General features: G+C 56.5%; 15 protein-coding genes. 8 read left to right on the top strand and 7 right to left on the bottom strand.

The features are described from left to right. Nucleotide 1 precedes the first annotated feature (1 nt). The 7 genes from HNQ92_RS00365 to HNQ92_RS00335 form a co-directional block, all read right to left on the bottom strand. Complete coding sequence (locus HNQ92_RS00365; protein WP_184169322.1) at nt 2-631, bottom strand: thioredoxin family protein; 630 nt, start codon at nt 629-631, stop codon at nt 2-4. A gap of 50 nt (nt 632-681) precedes the next feature. Then, nucleotides 682-1,134, bottom strand: a complete 453-nt coding sequence (locus tag HNQ92_RS00360) for a methylglyoxal synthase (protein ID WP_184169320.1) — start codon at nt 1,132-1,134, stop codon at nt 682-684. A gap of 51 nt (nt 1,135-1,185) precedes the next feature. Next, a complete protein-coding gene (locus tag HNQ92_RS00355) occupies nt 1,186-2,424 on the bottom strand; it encodes a glycosyltransferase family 4 protein (RefSeq protein WP_184169318.1) in 1,239 nt (412 codons plus the stop codon). 80 nt (nt 2,425-2,504) lie between these two features. Next, entirely contained in the window at nt 2,505-2,918 is a 414-nt protein-coding gene (locus HNQ92_RS00350) for a type II toxin-antitoxin system VapC family toxin (RefSeq protein WP_184169316.1), read from the bottom strand. Further along, the gene (locus HNQ92_RS00345; RefSeq protein ID WP_184169314.1) at nt 2,915-3,157 is read right to left on the bottom strand and encodes a hypothetical protein; all 243 of its coding nucleotides are present in this window, start codon (nt 3,155-3,157) and stop codon (nt 2,915-2,917) included. The genes HNQ92_RS00350 and HNQ92_RS00345 overlap by 4 nt, the downstream gene beginning before the upstream one ends. 48 nt (nt 3,158-3,205) lie before the next feature. Next, nucleotides 3,206-5,119, bottom strand: a complete 1,914-nt coding sequence (locus HNQ92_RS00340) for a heparinase II/III family protein (RefSeq protein ID WP_184169312.1) — start codon at nt 5,117-5,119, stop codon at nt 3,206-3,208. Between the two features lie 28 nt (nt 5,120-5,147). Next, nucleotides 5,148-7,265 (bottom strand): bi-domain-containing oxidoreductase, encoded by a 2,118-nt coding sequence (locus tag HNQ92_RS00335; protein WP_184169310.1) that lies wholly within the window; start codon nt 7,263-7,265, stop codon nt 5,148-5,150. Between the two features lie 714 nt (nt 7,266-7,979). Here HNQ92_RS00335 and HNQ92_RS00330 point away from each other — a divergent pair. The 8 genes from HNQ92_RS00330 (at nt 7,980) to HNQ92_RS00295 (ending at nt 21,886) form a co-directional block, all read left to right on the top strand. Beyond that, on the top strand, nt 7,980-8,528 hold the full coding sequence (locus HNQ92_RS00330) for an RNA polymerase sigma factor (protein ID WP_184169308.1): 549 nt from the start codon (nt 7,980-7,982) through the stop codon (nt 8,526-8,528). A 168-nt stretch (nt 8,529-8,696) separates the two neighbouring features. Then, complete coding sequence (locus HNQ92_RS00325) at nt 8,697-12,026, top strand: SusC/RagA family TonB-linked outer membrane protein (RefSeq protein WP_184169306.1); 3,330 nt, start codon at nt 8,697-8,699, stop codon at nt 12,024-12,026. 13 nt (nt 12,027-12,039) lie between these two features. Further along, on the top strand, nt 12,040-13,713 hold the full coding sequence (locus HNQ92_RS00320) for a SusD/RagB family nutrient-binding outer membrane lipoprotein (protein WP_184169304.1): 1,674 nt from the start codon (nt 12,040-12,042) through the stop codon (nt 13,711-13,713). A 271-nt stretch (nt 13,714-13,984) separates the two neighbouring features. Beyond that, nucleotides 13,985-15,286 carry a Gfo/Idh/MocA family protein gene (locus tag HNQ92_RS00315; protein ID WP_184169302.1) on the top strand — a complete coding sequence of 434 codons (1,302 nt, stop codon included), beginning with the start codon at nt 13,985-13,987 and terminating at the stop codon, nt 15,284-15,286. 66 nt (nt 15,287-15,352) lie between these two features. Next, nucleotides 15,353-16,336 carry a DUF6807 family protein gene (locus HNQ92_RS00310; protein WP_184169300.1) on the top strand — a complete coding sequence of 328 codons (984 nt, stop codon included), beginning with the start codon at nt 15,353-15,355 and terminating at the stop codon, nt 16,334-16,336. A gap of 10 nt (nt 16,337-16,346) precedes the next feature. Then, nucleotides 16,347-17,606, top strand: a complete 1,260-nt coding sequence (locus HNQ92_RS00305; protein ID WP_184169298.1) for a hypothetical protein — start codon at nt 16,347-16,349, stop codon at nt 17,604-17,606. A gap of 34 nt (nt 17,607-17,640) precedes the next feature. Further along, nucleotides 17,641-19,902 (top strand): DUF4838 domain-containing protein, encoded by a 2,262-nt coding sequence (locus HNQ92_RS00300; RefSeq protein WP_184169296.1) that lies wholly within the window; start codon nt 17,641-17,643, stop codon nt 19,900-19,902. 19 nt (nt 19,903-19,921) lie between these two features. Beyond that, nucleotides 19,922-21,886, top strand: a complete 1,965-nt coding sequence (locus HNQ92_RS00295) for an FG-GAP repeat domain-containing protein (RefSeq protein ID WP_184169294.1) — start codon at nt 19,922-19,924, stop codon at nt 21,884-21,886. Nucleotides 21,887-21,956: the final 70 nt, after the last annotated feature.

The raw sequence follows: 21,956 nt of genomic DNA, 5'->3' as shown, positions 1-21,956 counted from the left end.
GCTACTTTACGTCACTTTTCACAAAAATGACCTTCAAAAGCTCCGCCAACTCGTACTGGATCGTCTGCGTTTTGTCGGCATTGTACCAACGCTGTACTTCCTCCGCAAATTCCTTGTAGGGTACCGTGGGGTTTTTCTTGTATTCCAGCATGATCTCCTGCAACGCCACCGGGCGCGGCCCCCAGCTAAATAACTCGTTGCCATCAGTATCGAGCGCAATAAGCTTCGGGATGGAGCGCCCGCCGTGGGTGAGGTAAGCATCCATGATCTCAGGGTGCTCGTCGCGCAGCAGCAGGCGGAGGGTCAGGTGGGGGTTCATGGCGGCTACCTTGGCGATCACGGGTGCGCTCTGGGCGGCGTCGCCGCACCAGGCCTCGGTGAGGAGGTACCAGGTTTGGGGCGCTTCGATCTGGTAAATCAGCTGCTGAAGCTCCTGGCTTAGCACCACCGTTTTGTTGAGGCGGTTCATCCGGTACTGGTTCAGGCGGGTGTACTCGGCCAGTTCGGGCGTTTGCTTCGGGCCGGTGGTGCGCTGCTCGGCTACCACCTGGTTCATCAGGGCCAGGTACTCGGCGTACGAATAGGTTTGGTGAAGGTACTTTTCAGAAAACAGGGAGGAAACGTTTCGCATACAATCGACTATCATTTTCCTATTCAAAACCCCGAGCCCGGCTTTTCCGTTCACATTTTTCGGTTCAAATACGCGCTATAATCCGTCTGGTGCGACTCGTAATCTTCATGAATGAGCGGGGAGCTCAGCATGAAGTCGGCCGTGGCGCGGTTGCAGGCCATCGGGATGTTCCAAACCACGCAGAGCCGCAGCAGCGCCTTCACGTCGGGGTCGTGGGGTTGGGCGGCCATGGGGTCCCAGAGGAAAATCAGCACGTCTATTTTTCCTTCGGCAATGAGTGAGCCCAGCTGCTGATCACCCCCCAGCGGGCCGCTCAGGAGCTTGATTACGGGCAGGTCCAGTACCTCTTCGAGCATCCGGCCCGTGGTGCCTGTGCCGTACAGCTGGTGCTGGGCCAGAATGGCGCGATTTTGCTCGGCCCAGGCCATCATTTCGGTTTTTTTGTTGTCGTGCGCCACCAGCGCCACGCGCTTGCGAACCAGTATTTTGCGGAAATCAGCCATAAAGAAAAATGCGTTCAATCTTACATATCTAGAGGTACCTGCCGCGCCTTTTCAGGAAAGTACCCTCTGGCGGATCAGCTCCAGGTACTTGGCGGCCAGCGCTTCGCGGTCGAAATGCGCGCGGGCGTAGCGGTAGCCGTTTTCGCCCTGTTGCCGGAGCTCGTCGGGCCGCTGGAGGTAGTAGCGTACCTGCTCGGCAAAGTCGGCGGGATTTTCGGGCTCCACGTACCTACCGGCGTCGGCCTCCTCCACCAGCGCGCGCGACACGCCGTCGATGGCCATGAGCACGGGTTTCTTACACGAAAAGTAATCAAAAGTTTTGTTGGAATACACGGTTTTGAAAGTATCCACTTTTTTCAAAACCGACGTACCTACCTCCGAGGCCAGGATGTACTTGAATACCTCGCGCTTGGGTACCGAATCCACGAAGCGGACGTTGGACAGGGCGCGGCGCTGGGCGTCGGCCTGGAGCGCAGGCTTGAGCATGCCGTCGCCAATGAGCAGAAACAGCACGTTGGTATCGCGCAGGAGTTCGGCCGTGTCAAGTACCTGTACCAGGTGGTTGGCCACGCCGTGTGCGCCCACGTAGGTAATTACGAATTTCCCCTCTAGCTGGTGCTCCCGGCGGAAAGCGGCGGCGTCGAAACGCTCCAGCAGCTCCTCAGAAAGGGCGAAGTCGGCGGCGTTGGGAATGAAGATAATCTTGTCGGCGGGTACTTTTTTGCGGGTCAAAAGTACCTCTCGAAAGGCGGGCGTGAGCACGTTGATGAGCCGCGCCCGGCGGTACAGCCACGCCTCAAACCCGTACGCCAGCCGAATGATGGCCCGGTTGGTAAGTACCCCCGTGTCGATGGCCGACTCGGGCCACAGGTCGCGGATCTCGAACACGAAGGGCGTACGCTTCCAGGCCGAAAGGACCAGGGCCGTTAGGCCCACAAAGAGCGGCGGCGACGTGACCACGATGACGTCGTACCGGCCGCGGGCGTGGCGCAAGCCGCCCCAGGTACTTGAAAACGTAAACGAAAAGTACGCCCAGAGGCGGCCCAGGAAGCTTTGGTTGTAGGTGTCGGACACGTGGCAGCGGATCACCCGCACGCCGTCGCGGTTGGTACTTTGGTGAAAGTACCGTCCCCGATAGTGGGCGGGGCGGTGGCCCATGTAGTGTACCATCCCGGCCAGCACGGTTACCTCGTGCCCGGCGGCGGTCCAGAGTCGGCTCATCTCGTTCCAGCGCGAGCCGCCGCCGTCGTTGTCTTCCAGGAAGTACTGGTGAATCAGAAGTACGCGCATAGCGCGGCGAAGTTACGATTTTCGCCGGATTAGGTCGAATATGACTAGGCTATAAGTCGCCGAAAGTACCTATGATGAGGCTATACATCAATCCAGTTTTCGAGCTTAATCCCGTTTAGTTCAGAAAAATGCCGAATATTTCTTGTCACCAATGTTAGATTATGTACAATAGCCGTAGTACCAATTAGAAGATCAAATTCTCCAACTAGCCGACCAGCCCGTTTTAAAATAGCTTTCTGCTTGGCATATTCGTAAAGGACCTCACTAATCGGCAGAATACGTCCCTCAAATGCTTTTTTAAACCCCAAAAATTTTTCCTCGTTTTTGTCCCGCCTAGTACTCTCACTATTTTCTACTCCAAATAGTAACTCGGCAATGGTAATTTCGGATAGATAACAGCTACCTATACCGACCGCCAAAAGCTTGTCGTGCAGATCATATTGGCCTTTAAGAAAATGGATACAGATATTCGTATCCAGAAGATATAAACTCATAATTCTATATCACGTGGAGTATCCTGGCGGGCTTGTTGAATCATGGCGGCAAGTTCATCGCCCGATTCTTCGCTTTGCCAGCTTCCGTATAAATCTTTCAGAATTTGCTCTTGTTCGACAAGATTTTCACTTGATTCAATCGGTAACTCACGCGTGTGAAGACCCAATCGACGAGCCAATCCTACGATTAGCTCAAAATCAGTGTCCGTTTGAGTTTCAATAAGGATTTTATGGGTCATACCTAAAACACGTTTTTTTAGTAAAGATAACCCAAAAGCCGCAAAAGGTCAACGCGGCCGGATTTCGGTCCGGAGGTACCTTTTGGTGGTGGTGAAGGTGAGCTGGCGGGTGGGTACTTTCTGGCCGTAGCACTCGGAGTACCAGCCTTCGCTTTCCTGGGGCAGGAGTACCTGGCCGGCCTGGGTGAAGGTTTGCAACCGGTACTTTGTAAAGAAATACTCCGATGGGTGCCAGTGCTGCTGCATGGGTAGGTGCGGCGGGGCGTTATGAAGCGTATCTTCCACGATCCAGTGCGGCTGGCCGGGTACTTTGGCGACCCGCCGCCGGTGCACGACGCCCGCACCTAGCTGCCGGAACCCTTCAAAGGTACCTTCAAAGGTAAAAGTACCCGTGGTTTCGTCCTGACTCCAGGTGCCGCTGGCTTTTTGTACCCAATCGTACCAGATGAAACGGGGGCCCTTGCGCATTTGGTCGTAATCGCCGAGGCCCACGGTATTGTGCGAGGCCGTACCGGCAAAGTACCTCAGCCAGCGCTCGTCGGTATTGTACTTATAGGTACCGGCGTCGCGCAGGATGTTCTCGCCGTCTACCCATAGGTCCAAGTGCAGGTTGTCGGCCTGGAAAGGGCGATCGCGGTAGGCGCCGCAGCGCAGGAACGTCAGAGTACGTTGGTCTTTTAGTATATAGTAGCCGCCTTTTTCAAACGAATATATAACAGAATCTGACTCCGACGGGGTACTGGGCGCGGGCGCTAAAGTACCCCCCGACAGCCAGAACGCCTCCTCGCCCCAGGGGCCGGGGCCGTAGTCGAGCGGCTCGCCCAGGGCGCGGGCCAGGGCCAGAAGCTGCGGGCGGTAGTCGCGGAAGGGGCATTCGGTGAGCGGAAAGAAAAGCGCGCCGTCGTTATGGCCGTAGTTGGGCAGCCAGCCGGTGGTAGGGTCCTGGCAGGCCCGCAAAAACCGCAGCGATTGGCGGGCGCGGTCGTACACTACCTCGGCCCAGCGGTCGCCGCGGCGGTGGGCCAGCGGCAACGCCCACGAAAGCAGCTGCACCACCACGCGGTGGTAGTTCATCGAAAACTGCAGAAAAGTACCGTCCTCGTAGATTTGATACGCCACTTCCTGCTCAAACCAGCGCTTACCTTGCTTTTTCCAACGGGTACTTTCCGGAAAAAACGGATACAAAGTACCTACCAGGTACAGGCCCAGGGTTTCGGTGAGGGCGTGGTTGTTGCGCACGGCAATGCGCGAAAAGTGAATGTTGGCCGCCACGTGCTGCATCTGGTGGTAGATGCTCGTCAGGATACGGGCCAGGCGGGCCTCGGTGAGGGCGGGGGTACTTTGGTAATAGTGCAGCGCGAAGGTCCAGTTAAGTACCCGCAGCGTGATCTCCTGGCTACAGCGCCAGTGCGGGCCGCGGTTCACGGGGTTGGCGTCGATCCAGCTTTCTATCGCAGCCAGCGCGGTTTCGGACTGGTCTTCGCCCGTGTGGTGGCCGTAGCGGATGAGGTCGTACAGGAACGTGAAGCGTGCCTTTTCCCACACGTACTTGATATCCCCGGCCTGCGGCGACAGGTCAGGTATCTCCGTCCAGTGCTGAGTGGTGGCGTAGCGGTAGCCGGTGTCGGGATGGGTGAGCCAGTCGGGGACGGTGTACCAGGTAGCGCCGAAGAACAAGAATCGGTTTTGGTAAAAAGCCTCCACCCGCTGGCGCAGCACGGCCAGGCTGGTTTTGGACAAAGGAAACGATTCTCGATTTTTTACCGAAGAAAAAAAGGGCTTCTCCTGCGCCCGCCAGGCCGCCCGCGAGGGCAAAGTACCTGCGGGCAGTGGCGGCGGGTTGGTGGGAAAGCGGCGTTTGAGCAGGCCCGTTCTTTTTTGCAACTCATACCCGCTCCGGAAGGCCACGTAGCGCAGCCCCATGTTTTGGAAGAGCTGGAAAAGAGCAAGCAAGCGTTTCATAGGGGTACTTTTCCGGGTGAAGGTACCTTTACTCGATCCGTACCCACTCGCCCCGGCGCAGGCTTTCGAGCGCGGCCAGGGTCGTTTGGGTGGTATTGACGAGCTCGTCGAACGGAATGAGCGGTGCACCGCCCGTTTTTACGCGTTCGAGCAAAGTACCAAACAGGTTTTTATGTCCTTTGTCGAGCGGGGTTTTCAGGCGCGTAAAGCCCTTGAAGCCGTAGCCCGTCAGCATGCGGAAATTGTCGAGCACCAGGGTACGTTCCTGCGCGTACACTTCCACGCGCTCTTTGGCGTAGGCCTTGCTGCCGTTGGCAAAGTAGTTGATCACGCCCGTAGAGCCATTTTCGTACTTCAGGAGTAAGGTCGCGTTGTCGGTGGTTTCGGTGGGCTGGGTACCCAGCACGTTCATGCACACGGCCACTACGCGGCTGCCCGTGAGGTAGGTGATCAGGTCTACGAAGTGGCAGGCTTCGCCCAGGATGCGCCCACCGCCCACGGCGCGGTCGTGTACCCAGGAGCTGGTGGGGATGAAGCCCGCGTTCATGGTCGCGACGACGTTCATAGGTACCTGGCCCAGCAGCGCTTTCATCTTTTGGGCGTGGGGCGAAAACCGGCGGTTGAAACCCACTGTCAGCGAGCGTGGGGTACCTTCCAGCGCTTGGTAGGTTTGAATCAATTCGTCGAGTTCTTCCTGAAAAATAGCCAGCGGTTTTTCTACGAATACGTGTTTGCCGGCCTTGAGCGCTTCCTGCGCCAGGCGGGCGTGCTGGTGGTGACGCGTCGTGATCAGCACCAGGTCCACCTCATCGTCTTGCAAGATGGTGTGGTAGTCGGTGGTGCTGTGGGCAATGCCGTGTTTTTGCGCCAGCGAAGTACCCGACAGCCCGTTGGCGCTGGCGATGTACTTGAGGGAAGTACCCTTCAGAATGGGCAGGAGCGTCATTTGGGTGAAGTTTCCCGCCCCGATGATCCCCAGCACGCCCGTTCGGCCCGCAAAGGAGCGCTCCTGGTGCCGCACTACCGTTTGTTGTAGTACCTCCTCGGGGTACCTGAGCAGCGACGCAATGGCCCCCGAAGTACCCAGCGCACCGTATATTTTCTGGTATTCTTCTAAAGGTACTATTTCCGAAATGAGCGGGCCGACGTCCAGCGAGCGCGCCGCGAGCAGTTGCAGGATAGCCTGGAAGTTGCGGTTTTCGGTCCAGCGCACAAAAGGGAGCGGGTAGTCGGTACCTTGCTGCTCGTAGGTATCGTCGTAGCGGCCCGGCCCGTAGGAGCACGACACCTGGAAACTGAGCTCTTTTTCGTAAAACTCGGCCCGGCTCAGGTGTAGGCCCGTCACGCCCACTAGTATGATACGCCCGCGCTTGCGCGACATGCGCGCGGCCTGCGAGACGAGTTCGTTGGTTTTGGCCGAAGCCGTGATGATGACGCCGTCGGTACCTACGCCCTGCGTGAGCGCTTCCACAAACTTCACGGGGTCATCGCCCTGGCTGGGGTTGCAGGTAAGGATACCCTTAGCACGGGCTACTTGTAGCTTTGCCTCGTCCAGGTCTATGCCTACTACCCGGCAGCCGTTGAGGCGCAGCAGCTCCGCCGTAAGCAGCCCGATGAGCCCCAGGCCCACCACTACTACGGTTTCGCCCAGGGTAGGGTTGAGGAGCCGAATCCCCTGCAGCCCGATGGCCCCAATGACGGTAAAGGCCGCTTCGTCGTCCGAGACGGCGTCGGGTACTTTGGCCACCAGGTTGCGCGGCACGCACACAACCTCCGCGTGCGGACCGTTGCTGGCCACGCGGTCGCCGATCTGCAGGTCGGCCACGCCTTGGCCCACGGCCAGTACTTTCCCCACGTTGCAGTAGCCCAGCGGCAGCGGCTGCCCCAGCTTGTTAAAAACCGCCTCCAGCGTAGGCAGCAGGCCGTCGGTCCGGATCTTATCCAGCACCAGCTTGACGCGCTCGGGCTGCTGGCGGGCTTTCTGGATGAGCCCGGCCTGGCCAAATTCCACCAGCATCCGCTCGGTACCCAGCGACACCAGGCTGCGTCGCGTCTGGATCAGGACGCAGCCCGGCCTCACCTGCGGTGCGGGTACTTCTTCCAGGATCGTCTGGCCGTTCTGGAGGTTCTGAATAATCTGTTTCATGCCAATGGGCCAACATCAAGGGAATTTTTCGGACCGCAAGTTAACAACTCGCCGCCAGAAAGTGGTTGCAGAGCCCAAACACCCACTCTATGGCCGCCGCCCTTCCGGAAGGTAGGGCGGGCAGGTACTTATCGTCGCTTTCTGCATTTTAGGGTACTTTGAGCGGTATTCTCCCGCCGGGTTTGATAAGATCATATAATAAATGGATATATTTTTATAGAAATCACGCTACTAAACCAGGTATTTTTGTCCTATCACATATAGCAGAAAACAAATTAAAAATAATAATTTTTTAACACACACGAAGTTGTTTTTATCCTGGCTATTTCCACATCTTCCGGGCGGCTCATTACGCCTAAGGTAGCTGACTAACAACTTTATAGTATTAACATTACATTAAGAAAGCAGGTAGAGGTTATGTTCCGGGCAGAACGAAGGCAGGCCTATTGCTCCAACCCTACGGCTCGCAAAAACTCCCGGAAGCAGTAATCTTTATACTGGTTCTACTGATAGCATTTTACCAATTTTTGCTAGCTAGTCGTATTGCCCTGGAAATAGCTTCCCACGAAGCAAGTACCCCGTACAACCAACAGTAGTTGCTTAGGCAGGTACCCTGGCTTGCCACTGGGTGAGTCTATTTTATCAAATGACGTATACATAGCATCGTTAGAACAAATCAATCATCATTCAACCCTGACAAGAACCTCCTATCCAATGGCTTATCTCACTCATCCTACCCAGCATACCTTGCACAGAATCACCCAGGGCGATCAGGCGGCTTTTGCCGAGATATACAATCACTACCGGAAGCCGGCGCTCAAATTTTGTACCTCTTTGCTAAAAGATGAAGAAGAGGCCCAAAACATGCTTCAGGAGGTTTTTATCAAGATATGGGACCGCCGGGCGTTTATCAAGCCGGAGCTCAATTTTCAGTCGTACCTGTTTATCTGCCTGCGCAACATGGTTTTTGATCACCTCAAAAAGCTGGAAAAGAACCAATTGCTGATGCAGTACTACCAAGAACGGATGGAGGTGCTGGTGGAGGAAGACAAGGAAGAAAGGGAACTAAGGATTCAGCGGCTGTACGCGGCCATGAACTCCCTATCCAAAAAACGCGAGCAGATTTTGAGGCTCAACGTAGAAGAAGGAAAAACCTACCAGGAAATAGCCGAAACCATGCATATATCCAAGAATACGGTGAAAAATCAGCTGGTGAAAGCCAAGCAGATTTTGAAGCAGAAAATTGACTTTGCCTCTTTTTAACCAAAGCATAAACTACCCTAAATCCTTGCCTTCGTTTTTATTATCTAGCTTGCTGCCGTGGCTTCTTCTGGTAGCTCAGCGTGGCAAAATTAATTTTAACCCTACTTACCCCCTACAAATGAACCTTTCTTTACCCTTAACCGAACAAGTATGAAACCTACCCCAATTATGAAAAAAATAGTTGGCTGCTCGCTGGCGCTCTTGGTGCTGGCGGGCTCCGGCACGTCCGGGGCGTGGGCACACGGCCCGGAAAAAACCAGCCAGCCTAAAAGTACCTCCCAAAACCAGCCCGTACGTACCGTGACCGGTACCATCAAAGCCAAAGCCGACGGGGTGCCCATGCCGGGGGTCAATATTATTGTCAAAGGAACCCAGGTAGGTACTACCACCGACATACAGGGCCGCTACGCCATCAGCGTAGAGGATGAAAACGCGGTACTGATTTTCTCGTACATTGGTTTCAATTCGCAGGAAGTACCCGTAAATGGGAAAAGCATCATTGACGTAAACCTGGAAGAAAACGTAGCGACACTCCAAGAAGCGGTTGTGACGGCCCTGGGCATCAAGCGGGAGAAGCGGTCGCTGGGATACTCGGTAGGGAATGTAGAAGGTACTTCGCTGACACAAACGCCTCAGAACAACGTACTGAATACGCTGGCCGGAAAAGTAGCCGGAGTGCAAATCTCGCAGATGAGCGGGGCGGCGGGTTCGTCGGTGAGTATGATCATTCGGGGAGCCAATTCACTCAACAGCGACAACCAGCCGCTGTTTGTGATCGACGGGGTACCCGTGGCCAACCGAATGGCCAATGCCTTTGCCGGGGCCGATATGGGGAATCCCATCGCCGACATCAACCCCAACGACATTGCCAACGTCTCCATCCTGAAAGGCCCGAGTGCAGCCGCGCTGTACGGCTCCCGGGCCGGTAACGGGGTAGTTCTCATTACGACGAAGTCAGGATCGGGTGGCAAAAAAGGGATTGGCGTTTCTCTAAATACCGCCGTGGTGGTAGATAAGCCGCTGCAGTACGTGCAGGTTCAGAATAAGTTTGGCTCGGGCAAAACCGGAGCGCACGTGCTGGAGCAAGAAGAAAATGAAAGCTGGGGCGCGGCCTTGGATAAGGGAGAAATGTGGGCGTTGTGGAACACCAACGGGCAGAAAGTACCTTTGGTGTCGTATCCCAACCGTTTCAAGGACTTCTTCCAGACGGGCGTTACCAATACCAACAACGTGTCGGTGAATGGCAACTACGACAAGGGTAATTTCCGGCTGTCGGTGGGCAATATGCTCAATAAAGGGGTAGTACCCAATACGGACTTCTCCCGGCTCACCCTGGCCCTGAACACCACCTACAACCTGAGCGATAAGCTGCGGGCTTCTGTCAACTTCAACGTGACCGAGTCGGGCTCGGACAACCGCCCTATCCTGGACGGAAGTCGGAATGATCCCGTTCGGAGTATCTACGAAACCGGCGCCCAGGTGGACATCAACGACCTGCGGGACTACTGGCTGCCCGGCCAGGAGGGGCTTGCACAGCGCAAATACAAGGATAAGCAAAACAACCCCTTCTACCTGGTGCACGAAAACCCGACGGGTTTTAAGCGTGACCGCACCGTGAGCAAAATCCAGCTCGACTACGACATCAACGAGTCCTTTGCCCTTACCGGTCGCTTTTCGAGAGATTCCTACGAAGAAATTCAGGAAGCCAAAAAAGCTTACAACAACTTTGAGGCTTTGAAGGGTGGCTACGAAATTGCCAACAACTACCGCAAAGAAGGCAACCTGGACCTGATTCTTTCCTACAAAAAAACCTTTAATGAAGACTGGAGCCTGAACGCACTGGCGGGTGTCAACCGCCTGGAACAAAACTACCGCGGGTTGTATAACTCCACGAGTGAGCTGGTGATTCCGGGCTTGTACACCATTTCTAACGGTGCACCGGGTACCATCACCAACCGCAGTGAGCTATCCAGAAAAGTACTGTACGGTGTATACGGCTCGGCTTCGGTGGGCTTCAAGGACATGGTCTACCTGGACCTGACGGCCCGTAACGACTGGACAAGTACCCTCCGGAAAGGCAACAACTCCTACTTTTATCCGTCTGCCTCGCTCAGTGTGCTGGTGTCGGAAATGGTACCCATGCCCAGCTGGGTCAGTTTTGCCAAGCTGAGAGCGGGCTACGCCCAGGTAGGTAACGACGTAGCACCGTATAGCCTGATCCAGACCTACGCCACCGCGCTGGACTGGGGCACGGCCAAGCGGATGTTTATGGGAGGTACTTTACGCAACGCCGACCTGAAACCGGAAATTTCTACCTCGCACGAAATCGGGATCGACATGAAGTTCCTGAACAACCGCCTGGGCCTGGAAGCAACCTACTACGAGCGCGGCAACAAAAACCAGATCCTGTCCATTGGTACGCCGATCGAGTCGGGAGCCAGCAGCAAGCAGATCAACGCCGGGTTGGTGCAGAGCAAGGGCTTTGAGCTAGGCATCATGACCACGCCCATACGGCGGGAGAACTTCAGCTGGGACATGAACTTCACCCTGACCCGCAACCGGACCTACATCAAGCGGCTGGCCGAGGGGATCAAGTACTTTGCCTTTACTTCTTACAGCGGAGCCGAAGTACGTACCTACGAAGGCGGGCAGATCGGCGATATTTACATGGCCCCCATGCTGACGGTAAAAGATCAGACCTCGCCCTACTACGGGTACCCCATCGTGACCAGCGGCGGTCTTTACCAAACGGATAACGACGTGAATAACCTAACGAAAATCGGGAATTTTAACCATAACTTCCTGATGGGTATTCAGCCCAGTATTACGTACAAAAACTTTACGCTGTACGCCAACATCGATTGGCGGCAGGGTGGCTCTTTCTTCTCCAATACCATGATGTTCCTGGGTAATAACGGACAGCTGGAAGAAACGATCTCGGGGGTACCTTATGACCCCAACCGCAGCCTGTCTGAGCAAATCAAGGAAAATCCAGAAATGTACCTGGGCAACTGGGTAGGCGGGAGAAATGCCGAATACGGCGGCTTTCCGTGGCCTGGTGCCGAAGCCAACATCCGGGTGCAGGATGCCAGCCTCAACCCCGGTGTATTTGCCACCAAGGATGCCGCCGGGAATACGGTTTACGTAGAAAACCTGGGCGACGCGGGCAGCAAATGGCTGGACCCTTTCAGCGCCTACCGCTACTCCCACCGCCCCTTCCCCGACCGCAACCTGTACAGCGCTACCTACGTGAAGCTGCGGGAAGTGTCGGTCTCGTACCACCTGCCCAAGTCGTTTGTGAGCCGATTCAAGATCCAGAACGCTTCGCTGGCTGTAGTGGGCAACAACCTCTTCATGTGGACCAAGGCCGGTATCGAAGGGCTTGATCCGGAGCGGGCTTTCCGCCAGACGGGTGGCAACTGGACCCAAGGCGTGGAGTACTACAACGTCATGCCCTGGACCGGCTCCTTAGGATTTAGATTGAACGTTGATTTTTAACCTACAAGACAAAATGAAAGCTACCAAATCCATATGCATTACCCTACTGGCTACGTTGAGTCTTTTCCTGTCCTCCTGCGAGGATTTGACGGAAATCAACAAAAACCCCAATAGCCCGGAAAACGTCTCTTCCAACTTTATTATGACGTACGTCCTTACCACCACCGGCAAAACGGTATTTACGCTGGGCAAAGACGGATCGAAGATCGGGGCGGCCATGCAGTACATGCAGGCCGGTACCAACGAAGGTGCGGCGGTGATCAACCAGTACGCCTGGACGCAAGAGTCCTGGAACACGTACTACGACATCCTGCGGAACAATCAGCTGGTGTACGACAACGGCGTGCGCGACAACAACCGGTTTTTTCAGGCCATCGCCCTCACGATGAAGTCATTCGTGTTTGGCTTACTAACCGACTTGTACGGGGATATTCCCTACTCAGAGGCGCTCAAGGCGGGCTCAAGTACTTTCTTCCCCAAATACGATGCGCAGGCGGACGTCTACAAGGGCATCCTGACTGACCTCCGCGAAGCCAGCGCCCTGCTCAGTAGCCTGGAGGCCAAGGATGCCGTCAGTGCCACTTCGGACGTCATGTACAAAGGAGATGCGGCCAAGTGGCGGAAATTTGCCAACTCCCTGCGCCTGCGCTACGCCCTGCGGCTGGTGGACAAAAAAGCCGAAATGAACGCCCTGGGCGTAAACATTGAGGCCGAATTCAAGGAAGCCACCGCGCTGGCGTTTGCCAGCAATGCCGACGACGCCTCCATCGCGTACCTGGGTACCAATGGCGACAACTCGGCCCCCGGCGGTCCGCTCAACAGCTCCAATCCGAACTTTTTGTTAAAGCCTGGAAAACCGCTGGTGAGTAAACTGTACGCACTCAACGACCCCCGATTGCACCGCTGGGTACAGCCCGTACAGCGCAAGTGGGACACCGGCGTAACCCAAACCAAAGTCGTGACCGTGACCAATATCTTTGGCGAATCCTACTCGGTGACCTACGTTCCGGCCGCCTCGTCCAGTGCCGATACGTCGCTGTACGTGGGGCTGCCCATCGGGATGCCCATCACGCAGGCCGTGGCCTACAACAAGGGCAACGACGGGGCCGTATACCCCAACGAGCGCAATCCTTACGTCTCGTTCATTCATGACCGGTACCGAAAAAATACCGACCCGCTCGTGACCATGAACCTGATGACGTACAGCGAGGTGGAATTCATCCGGGCGGAAGCGGCCCTACTGGGCAGCTTTGGCCTGACGGACCCCGCCGACCATTACAAGAAAGCCATTCGGGCTTCGATGGAGAAGGCCGGGGTGTTTAGTGCTGCCAGCTTCGACTTCGAGAAGTACTACGCCCAGCCCGCCGTGAGCTATGCCGCCGCCGCCAACAAGCAGGAGCGGATTTTAGAGCAAAAATGGCTGTCGTCCTGGTTTGGCATTCAGTCGTGGTTCGACTGGCGGCGCACCGGCTACCCGGCGCTCAAGGCGGGTGAAGTGGCCCAGTTTGGCCCCGCCCTGCCCGTACGGTACATGTACCCCAGCCCCAACCTCGACCCCAGCTACCTGGTAAACTACACCTCGGCGGTGGATCGGATAGGTACTTCGCCCTACATTCCTTCCGGCCAGAGCAAAGACCACCCCTACGGCAAAATGTGGCTGATCCAGGGCACGGGCAAGCCCTGGTAGTACCCTTGTGTTGTCCTTTTTTCGAAAGAGGGATGGTGATCTTCCAGTAGATTCATCATCCCTCTTTTTACATGGTACCTACCCGAAGCTGGCCTCATCTGCGGGTATTTTGCCCGGCTACTAATAGTCCGTATCCGAAAATAGCAAGTACTAGTAGTAGCCCCGCCGCATTCGCAAGTACCTCAAAAAAAGCCAGGATTCTGATCCTGATAAGGTACTTGGAAGCAAAAGAAACCATTCCTAAAGGCATTCATTTAACCTTGGATTGATCATGCCCACAAAAACGCGTCGCCATTTTATAAAGACCGCCACCCTGAGTAGCGCGGGGGTACTTGCCGCCCCCTACCTGGCCAAAAGCGCCTGGACCCGCAACTCGCCCAACGATCGCATTGCGCACGCCGTCATCGGTACGGGACGCAAAGGCGGAGGCCATTGCAAGAGTTTTGCTACTGCCTCAGGCTGCGAGCTGGTAGCCGTTTCGGACGTTGATCCCCGACAAATGGCCCTGGCCGTAAAGGGGCTCGCGAACGAAGGTCAGATTAAGAAATACCCGGATTTCCACCGGTTGCTCGCCGATACATCCATTGACTCGGTCACCATCGCTACGCCGGATCACTGGCATACGCCCGCCGCGCTGTGGGCGCTCATGGCGGGCAAGCACGTGTACGTAGAAAAGCCCTGTAGCCATAACGTGCGGGAAACCAACCTGCTGGTGAAAGCCGCCAAACAGTACGGAAAATGCGTACAGCACGGTACCCAACGGCGCAGCGACGGCGATCATATCGAAGCCATGCGCCAGCTCAACCAGGGCATCATCGGGAAGGTACATACCGTAAAAGCCATTAACCATCAGTTTCGGGAACCGATCGGGAAGGCCGCCGTAGAAGCGCCACCCGCCGGGGTGGACTACGACCGCTGGCTGGGCCCGGCCCCCAAGGTACCTTTTACCAAAAACCGCTGGCACTACGAGTGGCACTGGTTCTGGGACTACGGCGGGGGCGACATAACCAACGACGGCGTGCATCAGATCGACGTAGCCGTGTGGGCGCTGGGCGACCGCTACCCCAACCGCATCGTCGTTTCTGGCGGGCAGTACTTTTACCGCGACGACCACCAGACGCCCGACACCCAGACCGCCATATTGGAGTACGACGACAATCAGATCATCTACGAAATGCGGCTCTGGACGCCCGATAAGCTCGAAGGCCACGACAACGGCAACGTCATTTATGGCACGGAAGGCAAAATGGAGTTTGGCCGGGCCGGTGTGGTGGTGACCCAAGGAAAGGAGCAGCGCAAAATCCAATCGCCGGAGCCCGTCGAGAGCATCGTACCCAACTTCCTGACGGCCGTTCGGGAAAATAACCCCGCCCGGCTGCTCTCCCCGATCGAGAAAGGCGCGGTGGCGGTCAATCTGTGCAACCTGGCCAATATCGCGACGCGGTTGGGAGCTCCCGCCATCGCGTACGATGCGGCCAAAGAGCGTGTCCAATGTCCCGGTTTTGAAGACAAAGCCAAGGCCCTGCTGGGACGGACCTACCGCCAAGGCTACGAACTACCCTACCAGGGGTAGTTGGGCAAAAGTACCTCAGGCCTGCTTTTCCTTTTTCACCCTGGCTATATTATACCATAGAAACACATGAAACAAGTACCTCATAAGCAAATCATGGGCCTGCTACTCCTCGTGAGCCTTCTGGCCGGTCCGGCTGTTTGCCTAGCCCAAAAGAAAAAAAAGGCCCAGCCCCCCGTGGTGGCGTTTGCCCAAAAGCCGGGCAAGCTCACCATCACCATTGGCGGCCAACCCTTTGCCACCTACGTGTACGAAGATGCCGTGATTACGCGTCCGCATTTTTCCAGCGTAAGTACCCCCTGCGGCATCCAGGCCACGCGCAACAACCCTCCCCAGGAGGGCGACCCCAAAGACCACGCCACTTTTCATCCGGGGATATGGCTGAGCTTCGGCGACATCAACGGCCACGACTACTGGCGCCTGAAGGCCAAAGTAGAGCATGAGCAGTTTGTGGAGCAGCCCGAGGGCGGCCCCGGCCAGGGTACTTTTACCGTGCGCAACTACTACCTCAGTACCGACGGCAAGGAGCGCGTCCTGGCCGAGCGGGTGAAGTACACCCTTTTGGTACGGCCCGAAGGTACTTTGCTGCTTATCCAAAGTACCTACTCGTCCGAGGCAGGGGATTTTTCTTTTGGCGATCAGGAAGAAATGGGGCTGGGCGTGCGGGTGAGTACCCCCCTCACGGTGCAGTACGGCCAGGGCCACATCACCAATGCCGAAGGCCTCAAAGACGGTAAAGGTACCTGGGGCCAAGCCTCGCGCTGGATCGATTACGGCGGGCCGGTGGGTGATAAGTACCTGGGCGTGGCCCTCATGCCCGCTCCGACCAACTTCCGCCCCAGCTGGTACCACGCGCGCGACTACGGACTGGTGGCGGCCAATGCGTTCGGTCGGGAGGCCATGAAGCAGGGCGAAAAAAGTACGGTTACGGTTAAAAAAGGCGAAGAATTCAAGCTCGGCTACGGCGTACTGCTTTATTGTACCCCACCCAACGGAAAGCCCGACCTGGAAAAAGCCTACCAGGATTATTTACGTATGAGTACAACGCACTAGTTTTTCTACCATGAGGTACCTTCACCTATTCTCACTAGGGCTGATGAGCCTATCGCTTCTGGTGGCTTTACCCGCCTCGGGGCAGAAAAAGAAACCCGAATTCCTCATCAGTATCTATTCGCCGCCCCCCGCTGATTTCCTCACCGACGCGCAGTACCAGGTACTTAAAGAAGCGCACGTGGATGTTATTTTTAATATAGGGCCGGGTGTGGCCAGCGACCGCGCCGGAAACCTCAAGACCCTGGACATGGCCCGTCAACACGGCCTGAAGGTGTACGCTTACGACGCCCGCATCAACCAGGGCGAGGAAGCCATCCGGGCGATGGTGAACGACTACCGGGCGCACCCGGCCCTGGCGGGCTACTACATCACGGACGAGCCCGACTCCGCGCGGCTCCAATCAGCCATTGACCTGCAGCGCCTGGTGACCCGCCTGGACCCCACCCGCGACGCCTACGTAAATCACCTGCCCGACTGGGCCGTGAACAACTACGAGCAGGGCTTCCTAACCCGCTGGATCGAAGGCGTGGGGAAAGAAAACCTGAACTACCTGGCTTTTGACAATTACCCCTACAAGCGCAAGCAGCGCCTGGAAAAAACGCACTTCAATAACCTGGACATCATTCGGCGGCTGGGGCTGCGGTACGGGGTCAAGACGTCTTCCTGCCTGCAATCCTTTGGCATGTACTTCAGCGGCGTGGAGGAGCTGCGCCGCCCCAATGCCGACGAAATGCGGCTCAATGGCTTTTCCAACCTGGCCTACGGCGTTAAAAATCCGGTGTGGTTTCCGTATTGGACCCAGATCCGGCATTCCGAGGTACTTACCTTCTCGCCTTGTATCATCGACTCCGCGGGCGTGAAAACGGATCTTTACGAACCCTTCAAAATCCTGAACGGCGAGATGAAGCAACTGGGCAAAACGCTGATCCGGCTGGACGCACGCGAAGTGTACCATACCGGCGATAGCCTCTGGCTCGGCACGGCCCATCCCCCGGCCGACTTTGTGTGGAAGGTACTGGATGAAAACGCGGACGTGATTCTAAGCCGCTTCACCGACCAGGCAACCGACACCCAAGAGTACATCATGGTGGTCAATAAGTCATTCAAAGAAGCCAAGGAGCTGAGCTTTCGGGTGGGTAGTTCGGTGAAGCGGGTGAAGGAAATCTCCAAGGCCACCGGAAAACCCGTGCAAGTACCTTTTGACCCAAAAACCCATACCCTGAAGGCTACCTTTTTGCCGGGCGAGGGGCGTTTGTATTCCTTGCATTGAGTAAAGTACCCCTTCCTAAACCCAACCTCCTCTCATGAAGTACCTTATAGCCAGTACCGTCCTGGTACTTACCACGCTGGTCGCGTTTCTTTTCTTCGGCTGCTCATCGGGCAGTAGTTTGATTTCCAACGGAAAGAGCGATTACAAAATCTTCGTTTCGGCCCAGGCGAGCCAGCCGGAGCAGTATGCCGCCGCCGAGCTCCAAAAGAACCTCGAAAAAATCAGCGGCTGCAAGCTAGAGATCACCCACCAGGCCGGGCCAGAGGAGCGGCTCATATACGTTGGCTTCCAAGAAATACCCCCAGCGGTACTCAGCGGGCTGGACACAGCCCGTTTTGGCCCCGAAGAGTACCTCATTCGCTCCGATGGGAAGTACCTGCTCATCGCAGGTGGCGGTAGCCGGGGTACTTTGTACGGTGTGTTGGGGTACCTCTCGGACTACCTCGGCTGCCGGTGGTACACACGGGAGGTGGTGAAAGTACCCCCGCAAAGTACCCTGCGCCTGTCCCCGATCGAGGAGCGGCAGCGGCCCGCTTTCGAATACCGCGAAGCCTGGTACCGCGAAGCCTACGACACCGAGTGGGCCGTCCACAACCGGCTCAACCCCAGCATCGTGCCCATCCCCGACTCCCTGGGCGGAAGCTATATCACCTACCCGTTTGTGCATACGTTTTATCAATTGGTACCGCCCCAAAGGTACTTTGCCCAGCACCCGGAGTACTTTTCCGAAATAGACGGTGTACGCCAGCGCAAAGACGCGCAGCTGTGCCTCACCAACCCGGAGGTAGTGAAAGTAGCCACCCGGCAGGTACTTGACTGGATCCAGGAGCAGCCCCGCGCCAACGTGTTTTCGGTGGATCAAAACGACGGCGAAGGCTACTGTACCTGTAACAACTGCCGGGCGCTGGACGAAGCCGAAGGCAGCCATGCGGGCTCGCTGCTGGCGTTCGTGAACCAGATCGCCGATACCGTAGCGAAGCACCATCCCGCCATCAAACTACAAACCCTGGCCTACGCCTACACCGAAGTACCCCCCAAAACCATTCGCCCCGCCGACAACCTGACCATCCGGCTGTGCCACTACAACTACTGCTCAGCGCACCCCATTGAAGCCTGTGCGCACCACGAGCGCTACCGCGAGCGCCTGGCCCAGTGGAAAAGCATCGCCAAGCGCATCACCATTTGGGACTACTTCACCGACTTTGCGCAGTACCTCATGCCTTTTCCCAATTTTGAGACGCTCAAGCACGACGTGAAGTTTTACGCCGACCAGGGCGTGATCGGGCTTTTTGCCCAGGGCAATAACGTACCGGAGCAGGGAGGCGGGGAGTTTTCGGAGCTGCGGGCGTGGGTCTTTGCGCAGCTCATGTGGAATCCCGAGCAAGACGCCCAGGCGCTCATAGACGAGTTTGTGCAGCAGGTGTACGGCGCCGCCGCGCCTTACCTGAGCCAGTACATCCGGCTGCTGCACGAGCAAGTACAGCCCGACAGCGTCTACTTCAGCATTTGGTCGCAACCTACGGAAGTAAACTACCTGGGGCTGGCCACGATCCAGAAGGCCGATAGCTTGTTCCGTTTAGCGCACGAAGCCGCCGCGGCCGACTCCGCCCTGGCCGGGCGGGTGGAGCTGGCCTACCTGCCGGTACTTTACACCAAGCTTTTTTTCTACTCCATCGGCGGCACAGCCTACCTCAGCCGACAGGACATGCCGCAGGCGCTGGCTCGTTTCAACCGGATTATCGAAAAACACCACATCAAGGCCATCGGCGATGTACCCGAAACCTACGGCAACCTGAACGCTTTTTTGAAAAAAGTAACCTCGGCCGCCATCTTCTACACCGACTGGTGGATCGTGGGCCCCTTTGAGAACGAAGACCTCAAAGGCCTGGCGACGGCCTTTGCGCCCGAGCGAGGCTTTGTACCCAGCCAAACCTACCTTGCCAAAAACGGCCAGCAGGTACCCTGGCGCAAGTACCAGGACCTCACCTCCGGGTACGTGGATTTCAGCCGGCTTTTCTCGCCCAACGAACACGTAGTTGCCTACGCCTATCGATCTGTTCATTTGGAAAAAGCCCAAACGAAAACCTTTGGTGTAGGCAGCAACGACGGCGTACGGGTCTGGATCAACGGGAAGCTGGTGCTGGACAGGCCGGTATCCCGCAAGGCTGAGCCCAACCAGGACCTGATCACCGTGTCGCTCCCCCAAGGAGAAAATACCATTTTGATCAAAGTAGATCAGTTAAAAAGAGGCTGGGGCTTCTACTTCGCAGAGGTACCTTCCGACTTAAAATTATAATCCTATAAGTACCTAAGACGTGCAAAAAATCGTAATCGGGCTGGTGCTGTGGCTGGCGTTGTTTGGAAAAAAAGACGCGCTGGGGCAGACAGGTACCCCGGAAAGCGGAAAGCCGCTGAAAAGTACCCTCCCCTACGACCGCTTCGCGCTGCCGTCGGTCAATGGCTTCCTGCTGGGCATGGCGCGGGCCAACGCCGACAAGTACCCGGATCTGTTTATTTCCAGCGACAGATACAATCCAGGTACTTATTACCATGCCTTTGAAAAGTACAGCCCGGAAGGGGTACCTGTCTTTTCGGAGCCGAAAAAAATAGCCGTACCCTTTGAGCAGGAGGCCTACGGCCGGTCCGTGCTGTTGGAAAACAGCCGGGGCGAGGCCTACGGTTTTTGGGCAGTGGGACAAGCGCTTCACTACGGGAAATTCCAGAAAAGCACCCTGGATTTCTCCGCGCCAAAACCGATCGCGATTCACGGCCTTCCCCGGGGCTTTGGCCGTTTTGGTGTGATTGAACTAGCCCCCTCCAGGTACCTTTTTCTTTTTACCGTAGCCGACAGCGCCTACCAGGAGCATCCTGACCCAGCGGTTCGGCACGCGCGCCGCGCCTACGGTCCCGAAGGCTTCTGGCAAAACCCGCTGCCGAAGTCCGGTATGTACGGGGCCTTTGTGTCTAGCCTGGACAGCCCGGTTCTGAACGTAAAACCCCTCACCTCACTGGACCAAACGTACTTCTCGCTGGAAGGCTACACGCTCTATACTTTTCGGGGGCAAAAGTACCTGCTCTGCGGTACTACCCTGGGCAACCTGCACGCCTACCGAATCGACGAGCACACCGAAACGCTGGGGGAAGCCACCTACCTCGTAAACCCCCGGGGGCTGATGCACCGCAATCCGGCCATTCATGGGTACCTGGCCTTTTTTGACGGGCCGGGGGCGAAAGGCCTCATCGTGTCCAGCGAGGGAGGTATTTATTTTTATAAAGCAGAAGATAAACAGCTGTCCAATGGTGCCCTGGTGTTTGCGGAGCCCGTCCACTTGCTACAAACCCACCCCGACCTCTACGGGAGCTCCCTGGTAGTACCTACCCTCACCGACTGGGACGGCGACGGCGATCTGGACATTATTTCAGGTACCTCCCTGGGTCTTATTTATTTTTTTGAAAATCGGGGTAATGATGCCCATCCGAAGTTTCATAGCCCGGTAGCGGTCGAGGCCGGAGGCTACGCCATTCACATTCAGCCGGGCTACAACCAGTCGGTGCAGGGGCCGGTCGAGAGTCGCTGGGGGTACTCCTGCCCTACCGTCTACGACTGGAACGGCGACGGGCTGCCCGATCTACTCACGGGCGACAGCCGGGGAAAATTCAATATCTACGTCAACACCGGTACTCGGGAAAAGCCGTACCTGCAGCCCGAGCGCCCGCTTTACGTAGATGGCCTGGACCTGCACGGTACCTGGCGGGTGCAGCCGGGCGTGGGCCAACTGGGCGATCGCAACGCTTACATCTGCCTCGACACCGACGACGAGTTCCATCTTTACTGGCAGCTCGACACCTACAACCTCCAGGATGGCGGTAAGCTCACCATCGGCGACAGTATCCCCATCCGGGCCAACTGGAAAAAAGGTGGCGAAACGGGCCGCTCCAAGATTGTGCTCGTAGACTGGGACCAAGACGGCGTGAAAGATTTGCTCGTAGGTACCCCGCGCTACGCCACCATCCCCGAGCCGACGCGCGGCCTGCCGTATCGCCTCCCGGAAAACGGCGCGGCGGTTCTTTTCCTGCGAAACGCAGGTACCGAAGCCCGGCCCGTTTATGAGTATCCCGTAGCGGTGCAATTTAAAAATGAACGGATCAATAAGGGACAACACGCCTGTTCGCCGACTGTAGGGTACCTGGGGCCAGGTAATTCCCTCAACCTACTGGTAGGTGACGAAACCGGACGCTTCTATTTTTATCAGCGCGAGGATTTACAATGGACGAAGTAAGCAGGTACCTGCGGAAAGGACCAAAGACGGCTCGTGGTTACGAAAAGATTTTTCCTGATGTAACTAGCTG

The organism is Rhabdobacter roseus (assembly GCF_014202275.1).
Classification (GTDB): domain Bacteria; phylum Bacteroidota; class Bacteroidia; order Cytophagales; family Spirosomataceae; genus Rhabdobacter; species Rhabdobacter roseus.
The sequence above is the reverse complement of the archived record's forward strand: the minus strand, read 5'-3'. Positions and strand labels throughout refer to the sequence as shown.

Coding starts and splice junctions, on each gene's coding strand:
- HNQ92_RS00310 (WP_184169300.1), top strand. CDS start 15,353: ATGAAACAAGTACCTCATAAGCAAATCATGGGCCTGCTACTCCTCGTG.
- HNQ92_RS00355 (WP_184169318.1), bottom strand. CDS start 2,424: ATGCGCGTACTTCTGATTCACCAGTACTTCCTGGAAGACAACGACGGC.
- HNQ92_RS00305 (WP_184169298.1), top strand. CDS start 16,347: ATGAGGTACCTTCACCTATTCTCACTAGGGCTGATGAGCCTATCGCTT.
- HNQ92_RS00345 (WP_184169314.1), bottom strand. CDS start 3,157: ATGACCCATAAAATCCTTATTGAAACTCAAACGGACACTGATTTTGAG.
- HNQ92_RS00315 (WP_184169302.1), top strand. CDS start 13,985: ATGCCCACAAAAACGCGTCGCCATTTTATAAAGACCGCCACCCTGAGT.
- HNQ92_RS00335 (WP_184169310.1), bottom strand. CDS start 7,265: ATGAAACAGATTATTCAGAACCTCCAGAACGGCCAGACGATCCTGGAA.
- HNQ92_RS00365 (WP_184169322.1), bottom strand. CDS start 631: ATGCGAAACGTTTCCTCCCTGTTTTCTGAAAAGTACCTTCACCAAACC.
- HNQ92_RS00330 (WP_184169308.1), top strand. CDS start 7,980: ATGGCTTATCTCACTCATCCTACCCAGCATACCTTGCACAGAATCACC.
- HNQ92_RS00325 (WP_184169306.1), top strand. CDS start 8,697: ATGAAAAAAATAGTTGGCTGCTCGCTGGCGCTCTTGGTGCTGGCGGGC.
- HNQ92_RS00360 (WP_184169320.1), bottom strand. CDS start 1,134: ATGGCTGATTTCCGCAAAATACTGGTTCGCAAGCGCGTGGCGCTGGTG.
- HNQ92_RS00320 (WP_184169304.1), top strand. CDS start 12,040: ATGAAAGCTACCAAATCCATATGCATTACCCTACTGGCTACGTTGAGT.
- HNQ92_RS00350 (WP_184169316.1), bottom strand. CDS start 2,918: ATGAGTTTATATCTTCTGGATACGAATATCTGTATCCATTTTCTTAAA.
- HNQ92_RS00300 (WP_184169296.1), top strand. CDS start 17,641: ATGAAGTACCTTATAGCCAGTACCGTCCTGGTACTTACCACGCTGGTC.
- HNQ92_RS00340 (WP_184169312.1), bottom strand. CDS start 5,119: ATGAAACGCTTGCTTGCTCTTTTCCAGCTCTTCCAAAACATGGGGCTG.